The 17,558-nt window shown below is 61.7% G+C and carries 16 protein-coding genes; 12 read left to right on the top strand and 4 right to left on the bottom strand.

Annotation, left to right across the window (positions count from 1 at the left end):
• Positions 1-70 precede the first annotated feature (70 nt).
• From VFO29_08145 to VFO29_08135, 3 genes are read right to left on the bottom strand one after another with little or no spacing between them, the layout of a single operon-like run.
• A complete protein-coding gene (locus VFO29_08145; GenBank protein ID HET9393467.1) occupies positions 71-850 on the bottom strand; it encodes an enoyl-ACP reductase in 780 nt (259 codons plus the stop codon).
• A 3-nt stretch (positions 851-853) separates the two neighbouring features.
• Positions 854-1,504 carry a hypothetical protein gene (locus VFO29_08140; protein HET9393466.1) on the bottom strand — a complete coding sequence of 217 codons (651 nt, stop codon included), beginning with the start codon at positions 1,502-1,504 and terminating at the stop codon, positions 854-856.
• Between the two features lie 12 nt (positions 1,505-1,516).
• Positions 1,517-3,070 (bottom strand): acyl-CoA carboxylase subunit beta, encoded by a 1,554-nt coding sequence (locus VFO29_08135; GenBank protein HET9393465.1) that lies wholly within the window; start codon positions 3,068-3,070, stop codon positions 1,517-1,519.
• Between the two features lie 54 nt (positions 3,071-3,124).
• Between VFO29_08135 and VFO29_08130 the strand changes: the two genes are divergently transcribed.
• The 3 genes from VFO29_08130 (at position 3,125) to VFO29_08120 (ending at position 5,257) form a co-directional block, all read left to right on the top strand.
• The gene (locus VFO29_08130; protein ID HET9393464.1) at positions 3,125-4,312 is read left to right on the top strand and encodes a GGDEF domain-containing protein; all 1,188 of its coding nucleotides are present in this window, start codon (positions 3,125-3,127) and stop codon (positions 4,310-4,312) included.
• Positions 4,309-4,668, top strand: coding sequence for an OB-fold nucleic acid binding domain-containing protein (locus tag VFO29_08125; GenBank protein ID HET9393463.1), 360 nt, complete (start codon positions 4,309-4,311; stop codon positions 4,666-4,668). The genes VFO29_08130 and VFO29_08125 overlap by 4 nt, the downstream gene beginning before the upstream one ends.
• Before the next feature lie 88 nt (positions 4,669-4,756).
• Positions 4,757-5,257, top strand: a complete 501-nt coding sequence (locus VFO29_08120; protein ID HET9393462.1) for a carboxypeptidase-like regulatory domain-containing protein — start codon at positions 4,757-4,759, stop codon at positions 5,255-5,257.
• Here VFO29_08120 and VFO29_08115 read toward each other — a convergent pair whose 3' ends face one another.
• Complete coding sequence (locus VFO29_08115) at positions 5,258-5,569, bottom strand: iron-sulfur cluster assembly protein (GenBank protein HET9393461.1); 312 nt, start codon at positions 5,567-5,569, stop codon at positions 5,258-5,260.
• 61 nt (positions 5,570-5,630) lie between these two features.
• Between VFO29_08115 and VFO29_08110 the strand changes: the two genes are divergently transcribed.
• The 9 genes from VFO29_08110 (at position 5,631) to VFO29_08070 (ending at position 17,558) form a co-directional block, all read left to right on the top strand.
• A complete protein-coding gene (locus tag VFO29_08110) occupies positions 5,631-6,080 on the top strand; it encodes a hypothetical protein (GenBank protein HET9393460.1) in 450 nt (149 codons plus the stop codon).
• A gap of 92 nt (positions 6,081-6,172) precedes the next feature.
• Positions 6,173-8,671: an ATP-dependent Clp protease ATP-binding subunit gene (locus VFO29_08105; protein HET9393459.1), complete on the top strand. Its 2,499-nt coding sequence runs from the start codon at positions 6,173-6,175 to the stop codon at positions 8,669-8,671.
• Positions 8,672-9,097: 426 nt separating this feature from the next.
• Positions 9,098-10,741, top strand: coding sequence for a hypothetical protein (locus VFO29_08100; GenBank protein ID HET9393458.1), 1,644 nt, complete (start codon positions 9,098-9,100; stop codon positions 10,739-10,741).
• 31 nt (positions 10,742-10,772) lie between these two features.
• The gene (locus tag VFO29_08095; protein HET9393457.1) at positions 10,773-11,759 is read left to right on the top strand and encodes a WYL domain-containing protein; all 987 of its coding nucleotides are present in this window, start codon (positions 10,773-10,775) and stop codon (positions 11,757-11,759) included.
• 275 nt (positions 11,760-12,034) lie between these two features.
• Complete coding sequence (locus tag VFO29_08090; protein HET9393456.1) at positions 12,035-12,550, top strand: hypothetical protein; 516 nt, start codon at positions 12,035-12,037, stop codon at positions 12,548-12,550.
• A complete protein-coding gene (gene hutH, locus VFO29_08085) occupies positions 12,535-14,091 on the top strand; it encodes a histidine ammonia-lyase (protein ID HET9393455.1) in 1,557 nt (518 codons plus the stop codon). The genes VFO29_08090 and hutH overlap by 16 nt, the downstream gene beginning before the upstream one ends.
• Positions 14,088-15,746 (top strand): urocanate hydratase, encoded by a 1,659-nt coding sequence (hutU, locus tag VFO29_08080; GenBank protein HET9393454.1) that lies wholly within the window; start codon positions 14,088-14,090, stop codon positions 15,744-15,746. Before hutH ends, hutU begins: the two co-directional genes overlap by 4 nt.
• Positions 15,747-16,985, top strand: a complete 1,239-nt coding sequence (locus VFO29_08075) for an amidohydrolase family protein (protein HET9393453.1) — start codon at positions 15,747-15,749, stop codon at positions 16,983-16,985.
• 15 nt (positions 16,986-17,000) lie between these two features.
• A complete protein-coding gene (locus tag VFO29_08070; GenBank protein ID HET9393452.1) occupies positions 17,001-17,558 on the top strand; it encodes a hypothetical protein in 558 nt (185 codons plus the stop codon).

Genomic DNA, 17,558 nt, shown 5'->3' with positions numbered 1-17,558 from the left:
GGAGGAGCCGCCTCGTCACGCGACGCTACGAACTCCAGCGCGGCGACGATCGCCAGAATGTCGTCGTCGCTCATTGCGGCGGCGGGTACATCCCCATCGCGTGAAAGCCGCCGTCCACAAAGTGCACGTCCGCGGTGACCGCTGCCGAAAGATCCGAGGCGAGAAAGACCGCTGCTTTGCCGATGTCGTCCGTGGTGACGTTGCGCTTTAGCGGCGCCGTCGCCGCGCAGACTTCGAGCATCTTCGAAAGCCCGGCGACTTGCCGCGCGCTCGCGGTTTTAATTGGGCCGGCCGAGATTGCGTTGACGCGAATGCCGCGGTCACCCAAATCGAAAGCCAAGTAACGCACCGACGCTTCGAGCGCCGCTTTTGCGATGCCCATGAGATTGTAGTTCGGAACGATGGCCGTCGCGCCCAAATACGTGAGCGCCATGATCGAGCCGCCGTCCGCGATCTGCTCGCGCAGCGCCTGCACGAGCGCGATAAGCGAATATGCGGAGACGTCGAGCGAAAGGCTGAAGCCCGCGCGCGACGTGTCGTAGACCTTTCCCGCTAGGTCGTCCTTATTCGCGAATGCGATCGAATGTACGACCACGTCGAGTTTTCCGAAACCGGCAAGTGCGGGCGCCAGCCGCGCCAGCGACTCGTCGCTGGAGACGTCGCACTCAATGACCGGGCCGCCGCCCAGCTCGGCCGCGATCTTCTCGACTTGCTCTTTGACGCGCTCGCCCTGATAGGTGAAGGCGATCTGGGCGCCGTGCTCGTGCATCTGCCGCGCTATCCCGGTGGCGATAGACCATTGATTGGCCACACCCGTGACCAGCGCGCGCTTTCCTTTTAATAAGCTCATGTATTACACCGATGTCTGGAGATAAGTGAAGTGTGCTTCTTGGCAGGCATTAATTGCCATTACCCCTGCGGGAACGACGAGTGCACCTGGAACGACGGCGGCCATCAGCGCGGAATGAATCTGCTCGGGCGGCTGACCGAGTCCCTCGCTCAGCGCGTACGTCACACCCGCGATCGCGTTGTGACAGACGAAGAAGGATGCGCCGCGCGCTACGAGGTCCGGCACTTGATGTGTGAGATACGGGTTGCCCTTACCAGGCTTGGCCTCCGGGATGTCTTTTGCCATGACCGGCGTCTTCTGCAAGAAGGGTATCAGCAGTTCGTTCCATGCGGTATCGTTTAATGCGATTCCGATCGCATTTCCATGATAGAGCACTGCGACAGCTTGCAGCGCGTCCGGGCCTTCTTTTAAGAAGTCGTCATAGGCGTTCATCGAGTTCTGCATGAGCGATAGCACTTCGCCGCCCGCAATCTTTGTGGCAGCGAAACACTGCTTGTGCCGCGCCGGCTTGCGCAGGATTGCATCGAAGCGCGTCCGGTCGAAGGTAAACGGCAAGTCGCCGGTCGCGGCGGAGGCCGGCGCCGGGCTCGCGACCGCCGCCGGCAGCAATGCGATTGAAGTAGAAGCGGCGATGAAGTCTCTGCGTGTGCTCAAGCGTTCTCCTTGCTACAGCGGAATGTTGCCGTGTTTGCGTTTCGGCCGGTCGACACGCTTGTTGGCGAGCATGTCGAGCGACTTGGCGATAACCCGCCGCGTCATGTGCGCCTCGACGACGTCGTCCACGTAGCCGCGCTCCGCCGCAATGAACGGATTGTCGAAGCGTTCGCGGTAGTTTTCGACGAGTTCTTGCATCTTGGCGTCTTGATCTTTGGCCGCCGCCAGTTCGCGCTTGAAGATCGTCTTGACCGCACTCTCGGCGCCCATGACGGCAATCTCGGCGGTTGGCCATGCGACGTTGACGTCCGCCCGAATGTGCTTGCTCGCCATCACGTCATACGCGCCGCCATACGCTTTGCGCGTGATGATCGTAATCTTCGGCACTGTCGCTTCGGCGAAAGCATAGAGCAGTTTGGCGCCGTGCGTGATGATGCCGCCGTACTCCTGATCGGTTCCCGGCAAGAAACCCGGGACGTCGACGAACGTTACGAGTGGAATATTGAACGCGTCGCAAAACCGTACGAACCGCGCCGCCTTGATCGAACTCTTGATGTCCAGGACGCCTGCCAAGACGTTGGGCTGATTGGCGACGATGCCGACGCTTTGACCGTTTACGCGCCCGAAGCCGACGATGATGTTTTGCGCGTAGAGCGGCTGTATTTCGAAAAAATCGCCGTCGTCCAGCACCGGGCCGATGACATCGTGCATGTCGTAGGGTTTATTCGGAGAGTCCGGCACCACGCCGTCGAGTTCGGTGACGAGCCGTTGGGGGTCGTCGTCGCTGGAATAGCGGGGCGGGTCGTCCAGGTTGTTCGGCGGCAAGTACGAGAGCAGCGTCTTGGTGAGCTCCGTCATCTCGTCTTCGTCGGCCGCAACCAGGTGCGCGACGCCGCTCTTGGTGGCGTGCGTCGTCGCCCCGCCGAGCTCGTCGAAGGTGACTGTTTCGCCAGTGACGGTTTTGATTATCTCCGGTCCGGTTATAAACATCTGTCCGATGCTCTCGGTCATGATGATGAAATCCGTTATGGCCGGGGAGTAGACGGCGCCGCCGGCGCAGGGTCCGGCGATCAAACTGATCTGCGGTATCACGCCGCTTGCCTGGACGTTACGCCAAAAGATTTCAGCGTAGCCGCCTAAACTGACGACGCCCTCTTGGATGCGGGCGCCGCCGGAGTCGTTGATGCCGATCATGGGGGACCCGGTGCGAAGCGCCAGGTCCATTACTTTACAAATCTTCTCCGCGAAGACTTCACCCAGGGAACCGCCGAGGACCGTAAAATCCTGCGAAAAGAGAAATACCTGACGACCGTCGATAGTGGCGCGCCCCGTGATGACGCCGTCACCCAAGAATTCGCGTTCGCCAAGCCCAAACGCCGTCGTGCGGTGTACGGCGAACTGATCGAGTTCGATAAATGAGTTTGCATCGACCAGGATGTCTATACGCTCGCGGGCCGTGCGCTTTCCGCGATGGTGCTGCTTTTCTATCGCCTCGGCCCCGGCCGGCGCAGCCGCCAGCTCGCGCTTGCGCTTCAGCTCCGCGTATTTTGCCTGGTTGCTCTTCACCGCTTCTGGGCTTGAACGGATGAGCGTTTTCTCCTATAAGAGAGCGGTCCGCGAGTGATCGAGCTCGGCGCACAGAGCCTCCTGCAGCTCATCCTGACCATCGAAAGCGTCGCGATGGCGATCATCGCGGGTTTCTTCTTGCTGTTGATGCGCGCGACCAACGACGAGCGCGGGCGCTGGTGGTTCCGGGCATGGACCTTGTTCGCTTTCGCGCTGGCCGCCGAAGCGATCGGACAGCACAGCGGTGGCCTCGAAACGGCCATGGCCTATGTCGGGACCCTTTTGTGCGTTGCGTCCGGGTACAGTGCCGTCGCCGGCTGCTACGAGTTCGCAAAGACGAAAGGCGTGCCGGCATGGGCGAATGCGCTGGTGGTGGCCGGCGCAATCGTGGCGCTGTTCTTTACATCGCGCACGGATCTGACTGGAGCTTTGATCGGCCCGGAAATCACGCTCTTCGTTGCTGCAATGCTTATAGCCGTCGCAATATGTCCATTCATGCACGAGAGCCGTTTCAGCGGAGTCAGGCCGATCTTCATATCGGCGCTACTGCTTTCGCTCTTGATGGCGCGGACATTGATCAGCTCCGCGTATCTCGGGTTGCAGCATGCCGAACTGAACGCGCTTTACTGGTCGGCCGAACTCGTCGGCGGCGGAATTTTGGCGACGATGCTCGCTATGGGGCAGATCATTGCTTTGCTGGATGAATTGCGCGTCGAAGTCGAGGACGGGAACGCTGCGCTGAGCCGGGCACTCACGAGTTTGGAAGTAGCGGCGAAAGTGGATGCATTGACCGGTTTGAATAACCGCTACGCATTTTACACGCTGACCGACGGATTTCGCAGCCGAGCGGATCAGGCGCACATCGTCATTCTCGACCTGAATAATTTGAAGCGCATCAACGATACGTTCGGCCATCATAATGGCGACCGCGCGCTGCTCAGCGTCGCTCAGCGTTTGCGCGAGGTGGCGCGAGCGCAGGATTACGTCTTCCGCTGGGGTGGCGACGAGTTCGTTCTCCTGCTCGTGGGCTTGTCGGCTGAGCAAGCACGCGATCGGGTCACGCGCATGAAGCCGCCGCAGCCGCTCGAGGTGATGGAGGCGCACGAACCGGTACCGTTGACGGTATCGTGGGGAATCGCGCCGTTCAATCCACTCGACGTGGACGGGTCGCTGCGTCAGGCCGACGCGCAGCTCTACGCGCAGAAACGGCTGATGGGAAGCGCCGTGAGGTTCCCGCGATGATTCATGCTTTCACGTGCTTATTGTTTCCGCTCTTCGCGGGCTGCGGGCCGTTCATCGATTATCCGGCGACGGCATCGGAGATAATGCGCAATCCAGCATACTATTCCGGGCATTCCGTGGCCGTGACGGGGAGAGTCCACGCCATGCGGCAATTTCTCGGCATTTCGATGGGAACGCCGGCCGAAACGTTCTTGCTGTGCGATGGAACCTGCGTGCAGGTTTTCATGCGCGAGCACACGCCCATCCGCGAAGGCGACCGCGTCTCGGTTCGGGGGAAGTTCTTGACCCTGCGGCATATCGGCCGGATGACATTGCGCAACGGTATCGAGGCCGGCGAAATTTTCCCGCGCTCTTAGCGCCGGCTTGTCATCCTGAGGTATCGAAGGACCCTGAGGTAACGAAGGGTAGCGTCACGCCGCGTGACGACGAAGCGTTGAAGCGGCCATGCGAGCAGGAAGTGTGCTGGTCCTGGTGATCGCGTTGCTTGCCACGGGAAACGTTCTTGCGTCGGGCTCAGGCGTTTTATGTGGGACTGTTCGCGACTCGGCAACAAATGAGCCAATCGCCGACGCGTTCGTAACGGTGGCGTCGCTTCAAGGGGACCAAAGCGTCAAGACCGACCAAGCAGGCAGATTCGCCTTCATCAACTTAGTTTTTGGCAGATACGTACTTACGGTTTCGAAGAAGGGCTATGACAGAACGTCAATCGGTGTTGACGTAGTCGGAGACGTTGGAGCCACTGTTGTAGCGATCGCGATGTCGAAGCCACTCAGAACCATAGTCATGGTGCGCGATTGGCCGCCGCTCGTTAATCCGTACGAGACCGCGGACGTTTACATACCACCTTGGAGCCACTATTATGTAAACCCGTTTAATTCGGCGTTTCAGCTGTTGTGGATGGTGCCCGGACTTACATTCGGCAGTGCGCCGAGAATGATGCGCTAGCTACCAGATTCCAAGCAGCGCCTTCACGTCGTCGCTTGCCATTTCTTTTGGATCCCACGGCGGCGTAAATGTGATGTCGACGACGACGTCTTTAACGCCCTCGACCGCCTTGACGCGATCTTCAACCGATTGCTTGAACATCGGCCCCACCGGACACATCGGCGACGTTAACGTCATCGTCACGACGACGTGTTCGCCGTTATCGCCTTGCACGGCGACGTCGTAGACGAGGCCGAGCTCCAAAATGCCGAGCTGGAGTTCCGGATCCTTGACTTCGGCGAGCGCTTCGCGGACCTGATCGACGGTTGGCATTGTGTCCCTTCTTGCGGTTTCAGCGAGGCCTCGCATTTATGAACGGCAAAGCCTCTAGTCCATGCGTCCTACACTGTTAATCGTTGCAACCCTCGCGGCGCTGGTAGCGTTGCCTGCGACCGCCTCGGCATCGATTTCGATAGCGGCGGGCGGATTCACCCGGAACGCGCCGACCTCCAGCGGCGGTGCGGTTATCGTCAGCACCGGCGCCTCCATTCCGGCCGTGCCGCTGGAAGTGCAGGCATCGTTGCTCACCCCCATAGGCGCCGGGGGCGGGTACGCGGCGACCGGGGAGATTCGAGGCTTCACGGGGGGCGGTTTCGGGGGCGCCTACATTGGCGCCGGCGCCGGCGTGTCCAACCTCTCCAGCGACCACAGCACCGGGCCGGTCCTGACGATCTTCGCGGGCAAGTCGTTCGCCCCGTTCACCTCGCTCGAAATACGGCTCTACCGGCAGACCAAGGACGCCGGAGCCACGGCCGGTTTCCTGGGCGTGCGGTTCAGCTTCTGACCAAAGCGAGCGCAGCCCGTAACGTTGGAGCGGTGTTAATAGTTCAACCTTCAGAGACCCGAGCGGGTATAGGGCAGTAGGAGAGATCGAACATGTCAATGTGGGAACCATTTACCGAGCGAGCCCGGCGCAGCATTGTGCTGGCTCAGGAAGAGGCTCAGCGGCTCGGTAACAACTACATCGGCACCGAGCACATTCTGCTCGGCATCATCTCCGAGGGCGAAAGCCTGGCGGCCAAAGTTCTTGAGACCCTGGGCGTCAATCTGGCCAAAGTCCGTCAAGAAGTCGAAGCGATCGTCGGCCGCGGCGGCCAGACGGTGCAGCAAGAGATGGTCTTCACGCCGCGTGCCAAACGCGTGATCGAACTTGCGTTTGAAGAAGCGCGGCAGCTCAACCACAATTATATCGGCACCGAGCATCTGCTTTTAGGGTTGATCCGCGAAGGCGAAGGCGTCGCCGCGCGCGTGCTGACTAACCTCGGCGTCGACCCGGCGAAGGTGCGCGTGCAGACGACCTCGCTGCTGGGAGCCGAAGGTCAGCCCTCACCGCCCAAAGGCAAAAGCAAGACGCCGACGCTCGATGCGTACGGCCGCGATCTCACACAGCTCGCGCGCGAGAACAAACTCGACCCGGTCATCGGCCGCGCGACCGAGATCGAACGCGTCATTCAAATTCTCTCGCGCCGCACGAAAAACAATCCGGCGCTGATTGGCGAACCCGGCGTCGGCAAGACCGCGATCGCCGAAGGTTTGGCGCAGCGCGTCATCAAGGGCGACATTCCCGAGCCGCTGCTCGACAAGCGCGTGATCACTCTCGATCTCGCGGGGCTGGTCGCCGGAACCAAGTATCGCGGTGAATTCGAAGAGCGCATGAAGCGCGTGATGGACGAAATCCGCGGCGCTTCGGGCGAGATCATTCTGTTCATCGACGAGCTGCACACGCTGGTCGGTGCGGGCGCAGCCGAAGGCGCGATCGACGCGAGCAACATCATCAAGCCGGCGCTGGCGCGCGGCGAACTGCAATGCATCGGCGCGACGACGCTCAACGAATTCCGCAAGCACATCGAAAAAGACTCAGCCCTCGAACGGCGCTTTCAGCCGGTCATGGTCGGCGAGCCGAGCGTCGAGGAGACGATCGAGATCCTCAAAGGCCTGCGCGACCGTTATGAAGCGCACCACAAAGTGCAGATTACCGACGAAGCGCTGGCTGCGGCCGCGCGTCTCGGCGATCGCTACATCACCGATCGCTTCTTGCCGGACAAGGCCGTCGATCTGATCGACGAAGCCGCCTCGCGCGTGCGTCTGCAAGCCGGCTTGGCGCCGCAAGAGATCCGCGACGTCGATGCGCAGCTGCGCAAGATGGTCGCGGAGAAAGAAGCGGTCGTCAAAGCGCAAGAGTTCGACAAAGCCGCCGAAATGCGCGACCGCGAGGAAAAACTGCGGCTCGAAAAAGCGCGCCTCGAAACCGAGTGGCAAGAGCGCCGCGCGCAGAGCGACAAGGTCCTCAAAGTTACCGACGAAGACATCGCGCACATCGTCTCGTCATGGACGAAGATTCCGGTTAGCCGGCTAGCGCAAGCCGAGACCGAGAAACTCCTCAACATGAAGGAGTCGCTGCACAAGCGCGTCGTCGGTCAAGAAGAATCGATCGAAGTCATCACGCGCGCCATCCGCCGTTCACGCGCCGGCCTGAAGAACCCGAGCCGCCCCATCGGCTGCTTCCTGTTCCTCGGCCCGACTGGCGTCGGCAAGACGGAAGTGGCGCGCAGCGTCGCGGAATTCCTATTCGACGATCAGGAATCGATGATCCGCATCGACATGTCCGAGTACATGGAGAAATATGCGGTCTCGCGCCTGGTTGGCGCACCGCCCGGATATGTGGGTTACGAAGAAGGCGGCCAGCTCACCGAGGCCGTGCGGCGCCGTCCATACGCCGTCGTGCTGCTCGACGAGATCGAGAAAGCCCATCCCGACGTCTTCAACCTGCTATTGCAAGTTTTGGACGATGGCCGCTTGACCGATTCCCAAGGCCGTCAGGTGGACTTCAAAAACACCGTGATCGTTTTGACGTCAAACATCGGCGCGATGGGCATGCAAACGACGAGCGACATCGGCTTCCGCACGCAAAAGAATTCGGAAGAAGACGAGCAACGCGCGTACGAGCGCATGAAGAACAAAGTGCTCGAGGAAGTCAAACACACGTTCCGTCCGGAGTTCCTCAACCGGCTCGACGAAACCGTGGTCTTCCATCAGCTCACGCGTCCGCAGATCGAAGAGATCGTCGGGCTGGAACTCGAGAAAGTCATGCGTGAGGTGCGGGCACAAGGCATGCACCTCGAAGTGACTGAGGAAGCCAAATCGTTGCTGGCGAAAAAAGGCTGGGATCCGCAGTTCGGCGCGCGTCCGCTGCGTCGCGCAATTCAGCGCGAAGTCGAGGACGAACTCGCAGAAGAGATGCTGCGCGGACGCTTCGGCAACGGCGACCGGATCTTGGGCGAAGTCGATCCGGCCAACCCAGAGAAGCTGCGCTTCAGCAAGATTCCCGGCATCGAGCCGCCGCCGCCCCGCGAACCGGAGCACGCCACAACGTAGCTCGCCACAACATCTGTGTGCGACGGGCGACGCCCTTTTGTGTCATGGTGAGCGGCGTTCGCGTTGCGAACGCCCGGTCGAACCACGCCCGAGCGTAGTCGAGGGCCGCGGTGATGTTCGCCTAGTGGACCTGATGATTAGTGATTTGGTCTATTGGCTCAGAGTCCCGATTATTTTGTGGCCAGTGACGCTAGCGCTAGTCTTTGCGATCGGCCTTTCTATCGCCAACCTAGTCATATTTCGCAGGGCTTCAAGCGAAAAGAAGAATCTGACTCTCCACGTTGCGATCTATGTTGGCGCAGGTGTAATAGGGTTGGTATCTCTGTTCACGCTGATACTTGCCGGAATGGGTTGCTGCTAAAGCAAGCACGCGGGACCACGTGCTATCGTGAAGAACGGCCGTGACGTTAGTACGTCATGGGATACATGCAGTTAGCGGCCGCTCTGTTGGCGGCACTCTTGCAAGGAACGCCGCCGGCGCCGTCCGGCGCGTCTCCCGCGCCTTCCCCGTCACCCATCGCGTCGCCGACTGTCGCGCCGGCGCTTAGCGCGCAGCCGGCCGCGGCAGATCATCTTTATCCCGGGAACGTCCTGCGCATCACAATCGCCGGCGCAAACGGAGCAGTAACCGCAGCGATCGACAACCCGATTGCAACATGGTCTGTCGATCAAGCGGCGCACGTCCTGACGTTAACGGCCGGCCAAACCCTCGGGCGCGCAACGCTGACAGTAACGGACGCGACCAATCAAAGCATAACGGTGCCGGTGCGCGTCGGTTTGGATGCGGGCACGATCGCCGCGCAATCGTTAAGCTTGCGATATACCGGCAATCCCGTCGACCAAGCGTGGCTTCAGAAGACGGTCCAAAAAGCGCTTCTTCAAAACGTGCAGTCTGCGCCGGGAGCAAACCCGCAAACGAGTTTTGCTTTACCGTCCGCCCTGGCGCCCGGAAGCATTGGCGCGTTCGATGCGCAAGTTCAGATTACCGGCGGCGATCAATACTATCCGGTGAACAGCGTTGTCAACGTCAACCTTCAGAACGTTCCAACCGAGTCGTTCGCGCCGTCGCTGCTGCTGTACGACGACGATCCCGAACATATCACCACCGAAGGCGTGCTCTATCGCGGCCGCGTCTCACCGGGTCAGCCGGCCCGCCTCTACTACTATCACGATAACAACAATCAGCCGCACGATCTCGTCGTCGCCTTTTCGGCGCCCGCCGGTTCCGCGACGGTTCAGCTCATCGACGTCTCCCGCGGTCCCAATATCGACGTCATGACGGTGGGTCACTTCGTTACGCGCGACTTCCTGGTTCAAAAACCCGCGAATCAAGGCATCATCGTAACGGTTGACCCTCAATCACCCTATGTTGCCGAGCGATTCCCGCTGACGAGCCTGGCAGGCGCGGCCGGTACTGTCGACGTTCGCGTTGTTTCCGGCGGCCCGGTTGACGTCACAGTGCTTTCGGTCGCGCCGGAAACGCCTGACGCGTCCATTCCCTCGCTGCTGGCCCAAGCCAAACTTCCAGGCGACGGACACCATCGCACCGGCGTCTTCAACGTTGCCGGTTACGCACATGAAGCGCTATCGTACACCGTCGGTGGTGAAGACGCGTCGCTGAACTACGGCCTGCAGAGTCCGCCGGTGGTCGAGCCGCCCGAAGGGCGCGACTTCGGCGAGTACGGCGTCTGGCGCACCATCGATTTCACCGTGAACAATGCCACAGGACAACCGGCCACGATCTATCTGTATGAATCGCCCATGGGTGGGCCGCTCCGCAGCAGCTTCGTCATCAACGGCGCGCTGCCGCCGATCGACGTCGGCTGTGTCCGGCTTTCGCAGCGCTACCAGATCGGCCAACCGCTGACCGTGCAGCCGGGCCAATCGAACATTCAGCTCCAGACGATGACCGACGGCGGCTCCAACTATCCGCTCGAGGTCGGGCTGACCGTAACGCCGCCCATTCCGTCAGCGCCTCCGATCACGGCGCCCGACGGGTGCTTCCCAAAGACGCAGTCCTCGCCGTCGCCCGCCAGTCCGACACCGGCGCCTGAACCAACCGGCCGCTGACATTGCGCCAATTAAATGGCACAATGAATCCGTGGAGCGGCCGAGTGAGCCGAAGATCGTTCTGCTCGTCCGGTTGCTCAACGCTATCGACGAGGGCCGGTTTTCTTTCGAGGACCTAAAGGATCGCATCGCCGAGGGCGATCGCCGTCCCAGCACGCGCAGTTTGCGGCGCTACCTGGCCGTGCTGGCCGACGCGGGCTTCCCGTGGTATTTCGACCGCTCGGCCAACCTCTATCGTTTTGCAGACGGCTATAGCCTAAAACGGCTTGAGCTAAGCAGCAGCGAGCTCTTTGGACTCGTCGCCTTGCGCTCCATCGGCGCGACGCTGGGTGGCACCATCGGGGCTTATGTGGACGAGGTTACCGCCAAGGTCGTCGGCTCGACAGGCAGCGGCGTGAAAGAGCGCCTGCAGACTCCGTCCTCGGTCGCGTTCCGGCTCAGCGAGATCCGCCTGGACAAAGAAGGCGAAAAGGCTTTCGGCCTCCTCAGCTCGGCCGAACGGAGTTCGCGCAGCGTGACCTTCACCTATGAAGACAAGGAGGGCGTCAAGTCCAAGCGGCGCGCCGACCCGTACGGCTTCGTTGTGAACTCGGGACGCGTCTACTGCGTGGCCTACGATCACGGCCGCCGCGACATGCGCGTCTTCGCGGTGGACAGCATTTCCAAGCTGACGGTCACGACGCAAACCTTTGTTAAGCCGGCCGCTTTTAACGTCGAGGATTTTGCCGCGGGCTCGATCAGCGGCGTTTTGCACGGCGGCGAGACGACGGAGGTTCGCGTGCGTTTCGCTCAGCGCGTAGCCAAGGCCGCGACCGCGGCGCGCGTTGTGGCCGACAGGTCGGTCGACCGGGGCGAGGACGGCTCCGTCGAGATCACCTACCGTGTCGCCGACGTGGACGAATTGGTCCGCTGGATTCTAGGCTGGGGAGCGCAAGCCGAAATCTTAGCGCCGCCGCAAGCGCGGGAACGGCTCCGGAGCCTGCTGGCGGAGATTGCATCGAACTACCGGGAGAAATGACGAAGCCCCAGATTTCTCCGGGGCCCCGACGTATTCACTCACCGGTCTTCGCCTGTTTGACTCCCGTGAAGGAGCCCCACTGACGCCGTACCCGGCGGTTTGACTGACTCACTCAGATTGCCGGTCATCCCGGCCTTCGTCAACATGTTCCAGTCGCGACCGATACGTTCATCGCCCTTCGTTTTATCGAAGTGAATGGATGGTATCACGGCTTAAAAGTCGTATGCAAGGGGGCGGTTGGCATACTCACAACGTTTCCACAAAAAACTTTAGTTATGCACAGATGTTCCACTCTTGTCTTCATCGCACTGGCTGCAATCATCGCGTTGCCGGCTACACCGGCGCGCGCGCAGAACATGCTCGGCGGGTTGCCGATTGACGGTATTCGCTGTGACTATGGCGAGGGCGCGGCCCTGCACATTCACGCGAATCTGCAAATGTTCGACCGCGGGCGTCAGGTAACGGTTCCCGGCAACATCGGAATTCCGCTCGGCGTCGGCTGTCTGTACTGGCTGCACACGCATTCGAACAACGGGATGATCCACATCGAATCTCCGGTGAATCAACTCTTCACGTTGGGACAGTTCTTCGATATTTGGGCGGTGCCGTTAAGCCGCACCCAAGCCGGCAGATTAAGAGCGCCGCGCGGCGGCGCCCTGCGCTTCACTGTTAACGGTCATGTATGGACGCGCGATCCGAAGCTCATTCCGCTGCGCAACCATGAAGCTGTCGTCATTTCGGCGGGACCGCCGTTTGCGTCGGGGTCTAAACCGAATTGGGGGTCTCTGTAGCTACCGGCGCCGCCGCCGTTGAAATCGACGGAAGGCGGCTGACACTCGAAGCGATTCGGGCCGTCGCCGAACAAGGCGCAGAGGTTCGCATAGAGGGCGGCGCACGCAAACGCGTAGCCGCCGCCAGACGTTTGGTCGAAGAAAAATTCGCGCAGGGCGAACCCATCTACGGCGTGACGACGGGCTTTGGGCGGCTGGCAAACGTGACGATCGCGCCCGCGGACGCCAACCAACTGCAATTGAATCTCGTTCGCAGTCACGCCGCCGGCACCGGCGAGCCGCTATCGGAACCGTTCGTGCGCGCTGCAGGCGTCTTGCGCGTGAGCTCGCTGGCCGCCGGCCATTCAGGCATCCGCGAAGAGACGCTCGATCTGTTGGCGGCGTTGCTGAATCGCGGCGTGACGCCCTTAGTCCCTTCGCGAGGTTCGGTCGGTGCGAGCGGCGATCTGGCGCCACTGGCGCACATGACGCTGACCCTCATCGGCGAGGGGGAGGCATTTTTTCGCGGCGAGCGCATGAGCAGCGCGCGAGCGCTGGAGCTCGCCGGCCTCAAGCCGATCACGCTTGCCGCCAAAGAAGGGCTCTCGCTGGTCAACGGCACGGAAGTGATGACCGGCATAGCCGCCCTGTGCTTGTTGCGCGCGGAATCGCTGATCGCAGCCGCCGATGTGATTGGCGCGATGTCGCTCGAGGCGTTTCTGGGAACGGACCGGGTCTTCGATCGCCGCATCAACGCCTTGCGTCCGCATCCGGGCCAAGCCGCCGTGGCGGATGGCTTGCGCGCGCTGCTGCGCGGTTCGCAGATTATCGAATCGCACCGCGAGTGCGGGCGCGTGCAAGATCCCTATTCGTACCGGTGTATCCCCGTCGTTCATGGGACGGTGCGGGATGCCACTGCCCACGCGCGCCGCGTGATCGAGACCGAAGCGATTTCGGTGACGGACAATCCGCTCGTCTTCCCCGACGACGGCGTATTCTTGACCGGCGGCAACTTCCACGGACAACCCGTCGCACTGGCGAGCGACCTGCTGAAGATCGCGCTGGCGGAGTTGGCAGGCATCAGCGAGCGCCGTTTGTACCTCTTGTTGAATGGCGAGGAGCGCGGGCTGCCGCTATTCTTGAGTGGACGCTCGGGCTTGCAATCGGGACTGATGATCGTGCAGTACACGTCGGCCGCGCTCGTTTCGGAGAACAAAGGCTTGGCGTGGCCGAACAGTGTGGATTCCATTCCGACCTCCGCCGGTCAGGAAGATCACGTCAGCATGGGGATGACGGCAGCGCTAAATCTGGATCGCGTCTTGGACAATGTCGAAGGTTCGCTGGCCTGCGAACTGCTCGGCGCGATGTGCGCAACCGATTTTCGGCGGCCGTTGCGTTCCGGCGACGGGACGCAGGCGGCGCATGAAGCCGCGCGCGAGCGAATTGCACCCTGGAGCGACGATCGGGCGCCGGCGCCCGACATCGAGTCCGCGCGCGAGCTGATCCGAAGCGGAAAGCTGGTCGCCGCGGCCGAGAAGGCTATCGGGAGGGCGCTGCTGTGAAGGCGCCGCCGGCGGCTCGGACCGTGCGCGCGCCGCGCGGGACGGAGCTCTCGTGCCAAGCGTGGCCGCAAGAAGCCGCGCTGCGCATGCTGATGAACAATCTCGATCCCGACGTCGCCGAACGCCCGGACGATTTGATCGTCTATGGCGGAAACGGACGCGCGGCGCGTTCGTGGCAGGCGTTTGAGGCGATCGTCCGCACGCTTAAGCGCCTAAAAAGCGACGAGACGCTGCTGGTGCAGAGCGGCAAGCCGGTGGCGGTCTTTAAAACACACACGCGCGCGCCGCGCGTCCTGATCGCCAACGCAAATGTCGTCCCCAAGTGGGCCGATCTCAAGACTTTCCGCGAACTCGAAGCGCAAGGTTTGACGATGTACGGGCAGATGACCGCGGGCTCGTGGATTTACATCGGATCGCAAGGCATCGTTCAGGGCACGTACGAGACGTTTGCGGAACTCGCGCGCCAGCATTTCGGCGGCGCGCTGCGCGGGCGCGTGACGCTAACGGCCGGCGCGGGCGGCATGGGCGGCGCGCAGCCGTTGGCGATTACGATGAACGAAGGGATCGCGCTGATCGTCGACGTCGATCCTTCGCGGCTCGAACGCCGCCGCGAGCTGAAATACTTGGACCGCGTTGTTGCCTCGCGTGAAGAAGCGTTGCGCGAGGTCGAAACCGCGCGCGCGGCCGGGAATGCAATCTCGATTGGCTATCGGGGGAACGCGGGCACGGAGTTCCCTGCGCTGGTGGCTGAAGGATTACGACCCGACGTCGTCACCGACCAGACGCCGGCGCACGATATGATCGGCGCTTATGTTCCGGCCGGCCTTTCGGTGGAGGAAGCCGCGGAGTTGCGCTCGCGCGATCCGCAGGAATACGAGCGGCGCGCATTTGCAACCGTCGCCGAGCATGTGCGCGCGATGCTGCAGTTTCAGCAAGCGGGCGCTGTCGTCTTCGATTACGGAAACAACATTCGGGCGATGGCGCAGCGCGCAGGCGTCGAGCGCGCGTTCGATTTTCCGGGCTTCGTTCCAGCCTTCATCCGGCCGCTGTTCTGTCGCGGCAGTGGACCGTTTCGCTTTGCGGCGCTCTCGGGCGAGCCGGACGACATCGCGCGCTGCGATGAGGAACTGTTGCGCCTGTTTCCCGATGACGCGTCGCTGCGCCGCTGGATCACACTGGCCCGCGAACGAGTTGCGTTTCAAGGTTTACCGGCGCGGATCTGCTGGCTGGCATACGGCGATCGAGCGAAGGCCGGTTTGCGATTCAACGAATTGGTGCGCACCGGCGAGCTGCGCGCGCCGATCGTTATCGGCCGCGATCACCTCGACACCGGCAGCGTTGCCTCACCCTATCGCGAAACAGAAGCGATGCGCGACGGCAGCGACGCAATTGCGGATTGGCCGGTTCTCAACGCTCTTTTGAATACCGCGGCGGGCGCACACTGGGTATCGTTCCACCATGGCGGCGGCGTCGGCATCGGGTACAGCTTGCACGCGGGTATGGTGGTTGTGGCTGACGGCACGGACGACGCGCGCGACCGGCTCGAGTGCGTGCTGACAACCGATCCCGGATTGGGCGTGGTGAGGCACGCCGACGCCGGCTACGAAACGGCGATCGAGACGGCCGACTCCAAAGGCATCGATTGGCGCTTGTAGTTGGCTAGCACGCTCGTCCGCGCCGGAGCGATCGTCACCTGCGACACCGACGCTCCGCAGAACGGCATCACGTTTGAAGAGCTCGGCCTGATCAAAGACGGCGCGATTCTGATCGACGACGGCGTTATTAGCGCCGTGGGCGGCGACGCTTCCCTGTGTCATGGTGAGCGGGCGCCTCAGTGTCATGGTGAGCCTGTCGAACCACCCCTGAGCGAAGTCGAAGGGACGCACATCGAAATCGTCGACCTGCGCGACTGCGTGATCGTGCCCGGCTTTGTCGACGCGCACACGCACCCGCTTTTTGCGGGCATGCGCGCACCCGGCAAAACGATGCTGGATACCGTAGAGAAGACCCGGGAAGCGCTGAAAAACCCGGAGGCATTTTGGCAGACAGTTGAAGCGCGCTTGAAGCTGATGCTGGCGCACGGCACGACGACAGCCGAAGTAAAAACCGGCTACGCGTTGACGAAAGCCGGCGAGTTGGCGATGCTCGACCTGATCGACGCACACAACGATGAGCCTGGGCTGCCGCGGCTGGTGGCGACGTTTCTGGGCGCGCATGCGGTGCCGAGCGAATTTGATGATGCGGACGCGTATGTGGATTACCTGATCGCGGATGTGTTGCCCGAGGCCCGCGCGCATGGGGCTGTAAACGCGGATATATTTTGCGAACCGGGGTTTTTCTCGCCGGCGCAAACGCTGCGCTACTTGAACGCGTCGCGTTCGCAAGGCCTGCGCCTGCGCGCGCATTGCGATGAGATGTCGTACAGCGGGGCGGTGGCGACGGCTGCGCAGGCCGGCGTGGATACGGTCGATCATTGCAACTACATCCGTGAAGAGGACGTCGCCGCGATTGTCGAGCGTGAGATCGTGACGGTTGCGTGCCCCGCCACTACCGCATATCTCGATCTTCCCGAGCGAGCGCCGGTCCGGCGGATCCTCGAACGCGGCGGGACCGTTGCTCTCGCGAGCGATTACAACCCGGGAACATCGCCTTGCTTCAACCTCCAAACTGTTGCGAACTATGCGCGCAGGCTCTACGGGCTGAGCGCGGCAGAAGCGCTGTATGGAGTGACGGTTGCATCGGCGAAATCCTTGCGCTTACCCGCCGGCCGCCTGCGCGCGGGCGATCCGGCCGATTTCGTGGCACTTCAGATCGGCGCGCCTGAAGAATTTGGCTGGCAATTTGGAGGCAATCTTGCGGCCGCGGTGTATCGCGGCGGTGCGCGCGTTATTTAGGAGAAAAACATGCTCGTGAGATGGAGGGTTTCGTACGCTGCTTTACTCGCAGCTGCCATCATCATAAACCTGAGTTCAGCGGCGACGGCCGCAACATCCGCAAACGTCGCGTGGGGCGTGGACTTTGGAAACATGACCTATGCGAATACGCCGTGCGAGAAGTCGCCGGCAAAAATGCGCGACGGCAAGTACACGTATCCTGCGCTCGTCGCGACTGAGGGGACGGACATTGACGCGAGCATTCAGCAAGTCTCGCAGGGCCAAGTCGGCGGCGCAAGGTTGGCCGTGGTCGTCTTTCAGTGCGCCCCGCCAAAAGGCTGCTACAATGAAGCGCGCGCGTATCTCGTCAACGATTCAAAGGCTGTGCAATTGGGTGGAAAGTTGGCGTCGCTCTACGACGGCTGCCCGGATCCGATCAATTGGTTTCACGTTCGTTTTACGCCGACGTTCTTATTTGCCGATGTCCACAGCCAGGGCGACACGTGGATAGTCACGACGTACCGTTTCACTAAGGGCAAGTTGGTCGAGGCGTTTGTGCAGCGCCACAAGCTCCACACCCCGATTCGGCCTTAG

Origin of the sequence: Candidatus Rubrimentiphilum sp. (genome assembly GCA_035710515.1) — a bacterium.
In the GTDB taxonomy this organism is placed as follows: Bacteria; Vulcanimicrobiota; Vulcanimicrobiia; order Vulcanimicrobiales; family Vulcanimicrobiaceae; genus Rubrimentiphilum.
The sequence above is the reverse complement of the archived record's forward strand: the minus strand, read 5'-3'. Positions and strand labels throughout refer to the sequence as shown.

Excerpts from the sequence above, each read along its gene's own strand:
- VFO29_08145 (HET9393467.1), bottom strand. The coding sequence starts at position 850 with ATGAGCTTATTAAAAGGAAAGCGCGCGCTGGTCACGGGTGTGGCCAAT.
- VFO29_08125 (HET9393463.1), top strand. The coding sequence starts at position 4,309 with ATGATTCATGCTTTCACGTGCTTATTGTTTCCGCTCTTCGCGGGCTGC.
- VFO29_08120 (HET9393462.1), top strand. The coding sequence starts at position 4,757 with ATGCGAGCAGGAAGTGTGCTGGTCCTGGTGATCGCGTTGCTTGCCACG.
- VFO29_08115 (HET9393461.1), bottom strand. The coding sequence starts at position 5,569 with ATGCCAACCGTCGATCAGGTCCGCGAAGCGCTCGCCGAAGTCAAGGAT.
- VFO29_08110 (HET9393460.1), top strand. The coding sequence starts at position 5,631 with ATGCGTCCTACACTGTTAATCGTTGCAACCCTCGCGGCGCTGGTAGCG.
- VFO29_08105 (HET9393459.1), top strand. The coding sequence starts at position 6,173 with ATGTCAATGTGGGAACCATTTACCGAGCGAGCCCGGCGCAGCATTGTG.
- VFO29_08100 (HET9393458.1), top strand. The coding sequence starts at position 9,098 with ATGCAGTTAGCGGCCGCTCTGTTGGCGGCACTCTTGCAAGGAACGCCG.
- VFO29_08090 (HET9393456.1), top strand. The coding sequence starts at position 12,035 with ATGCACAGATGTTCCACTCTTGTCTTCATCGCACTGGCTGCAATCATC.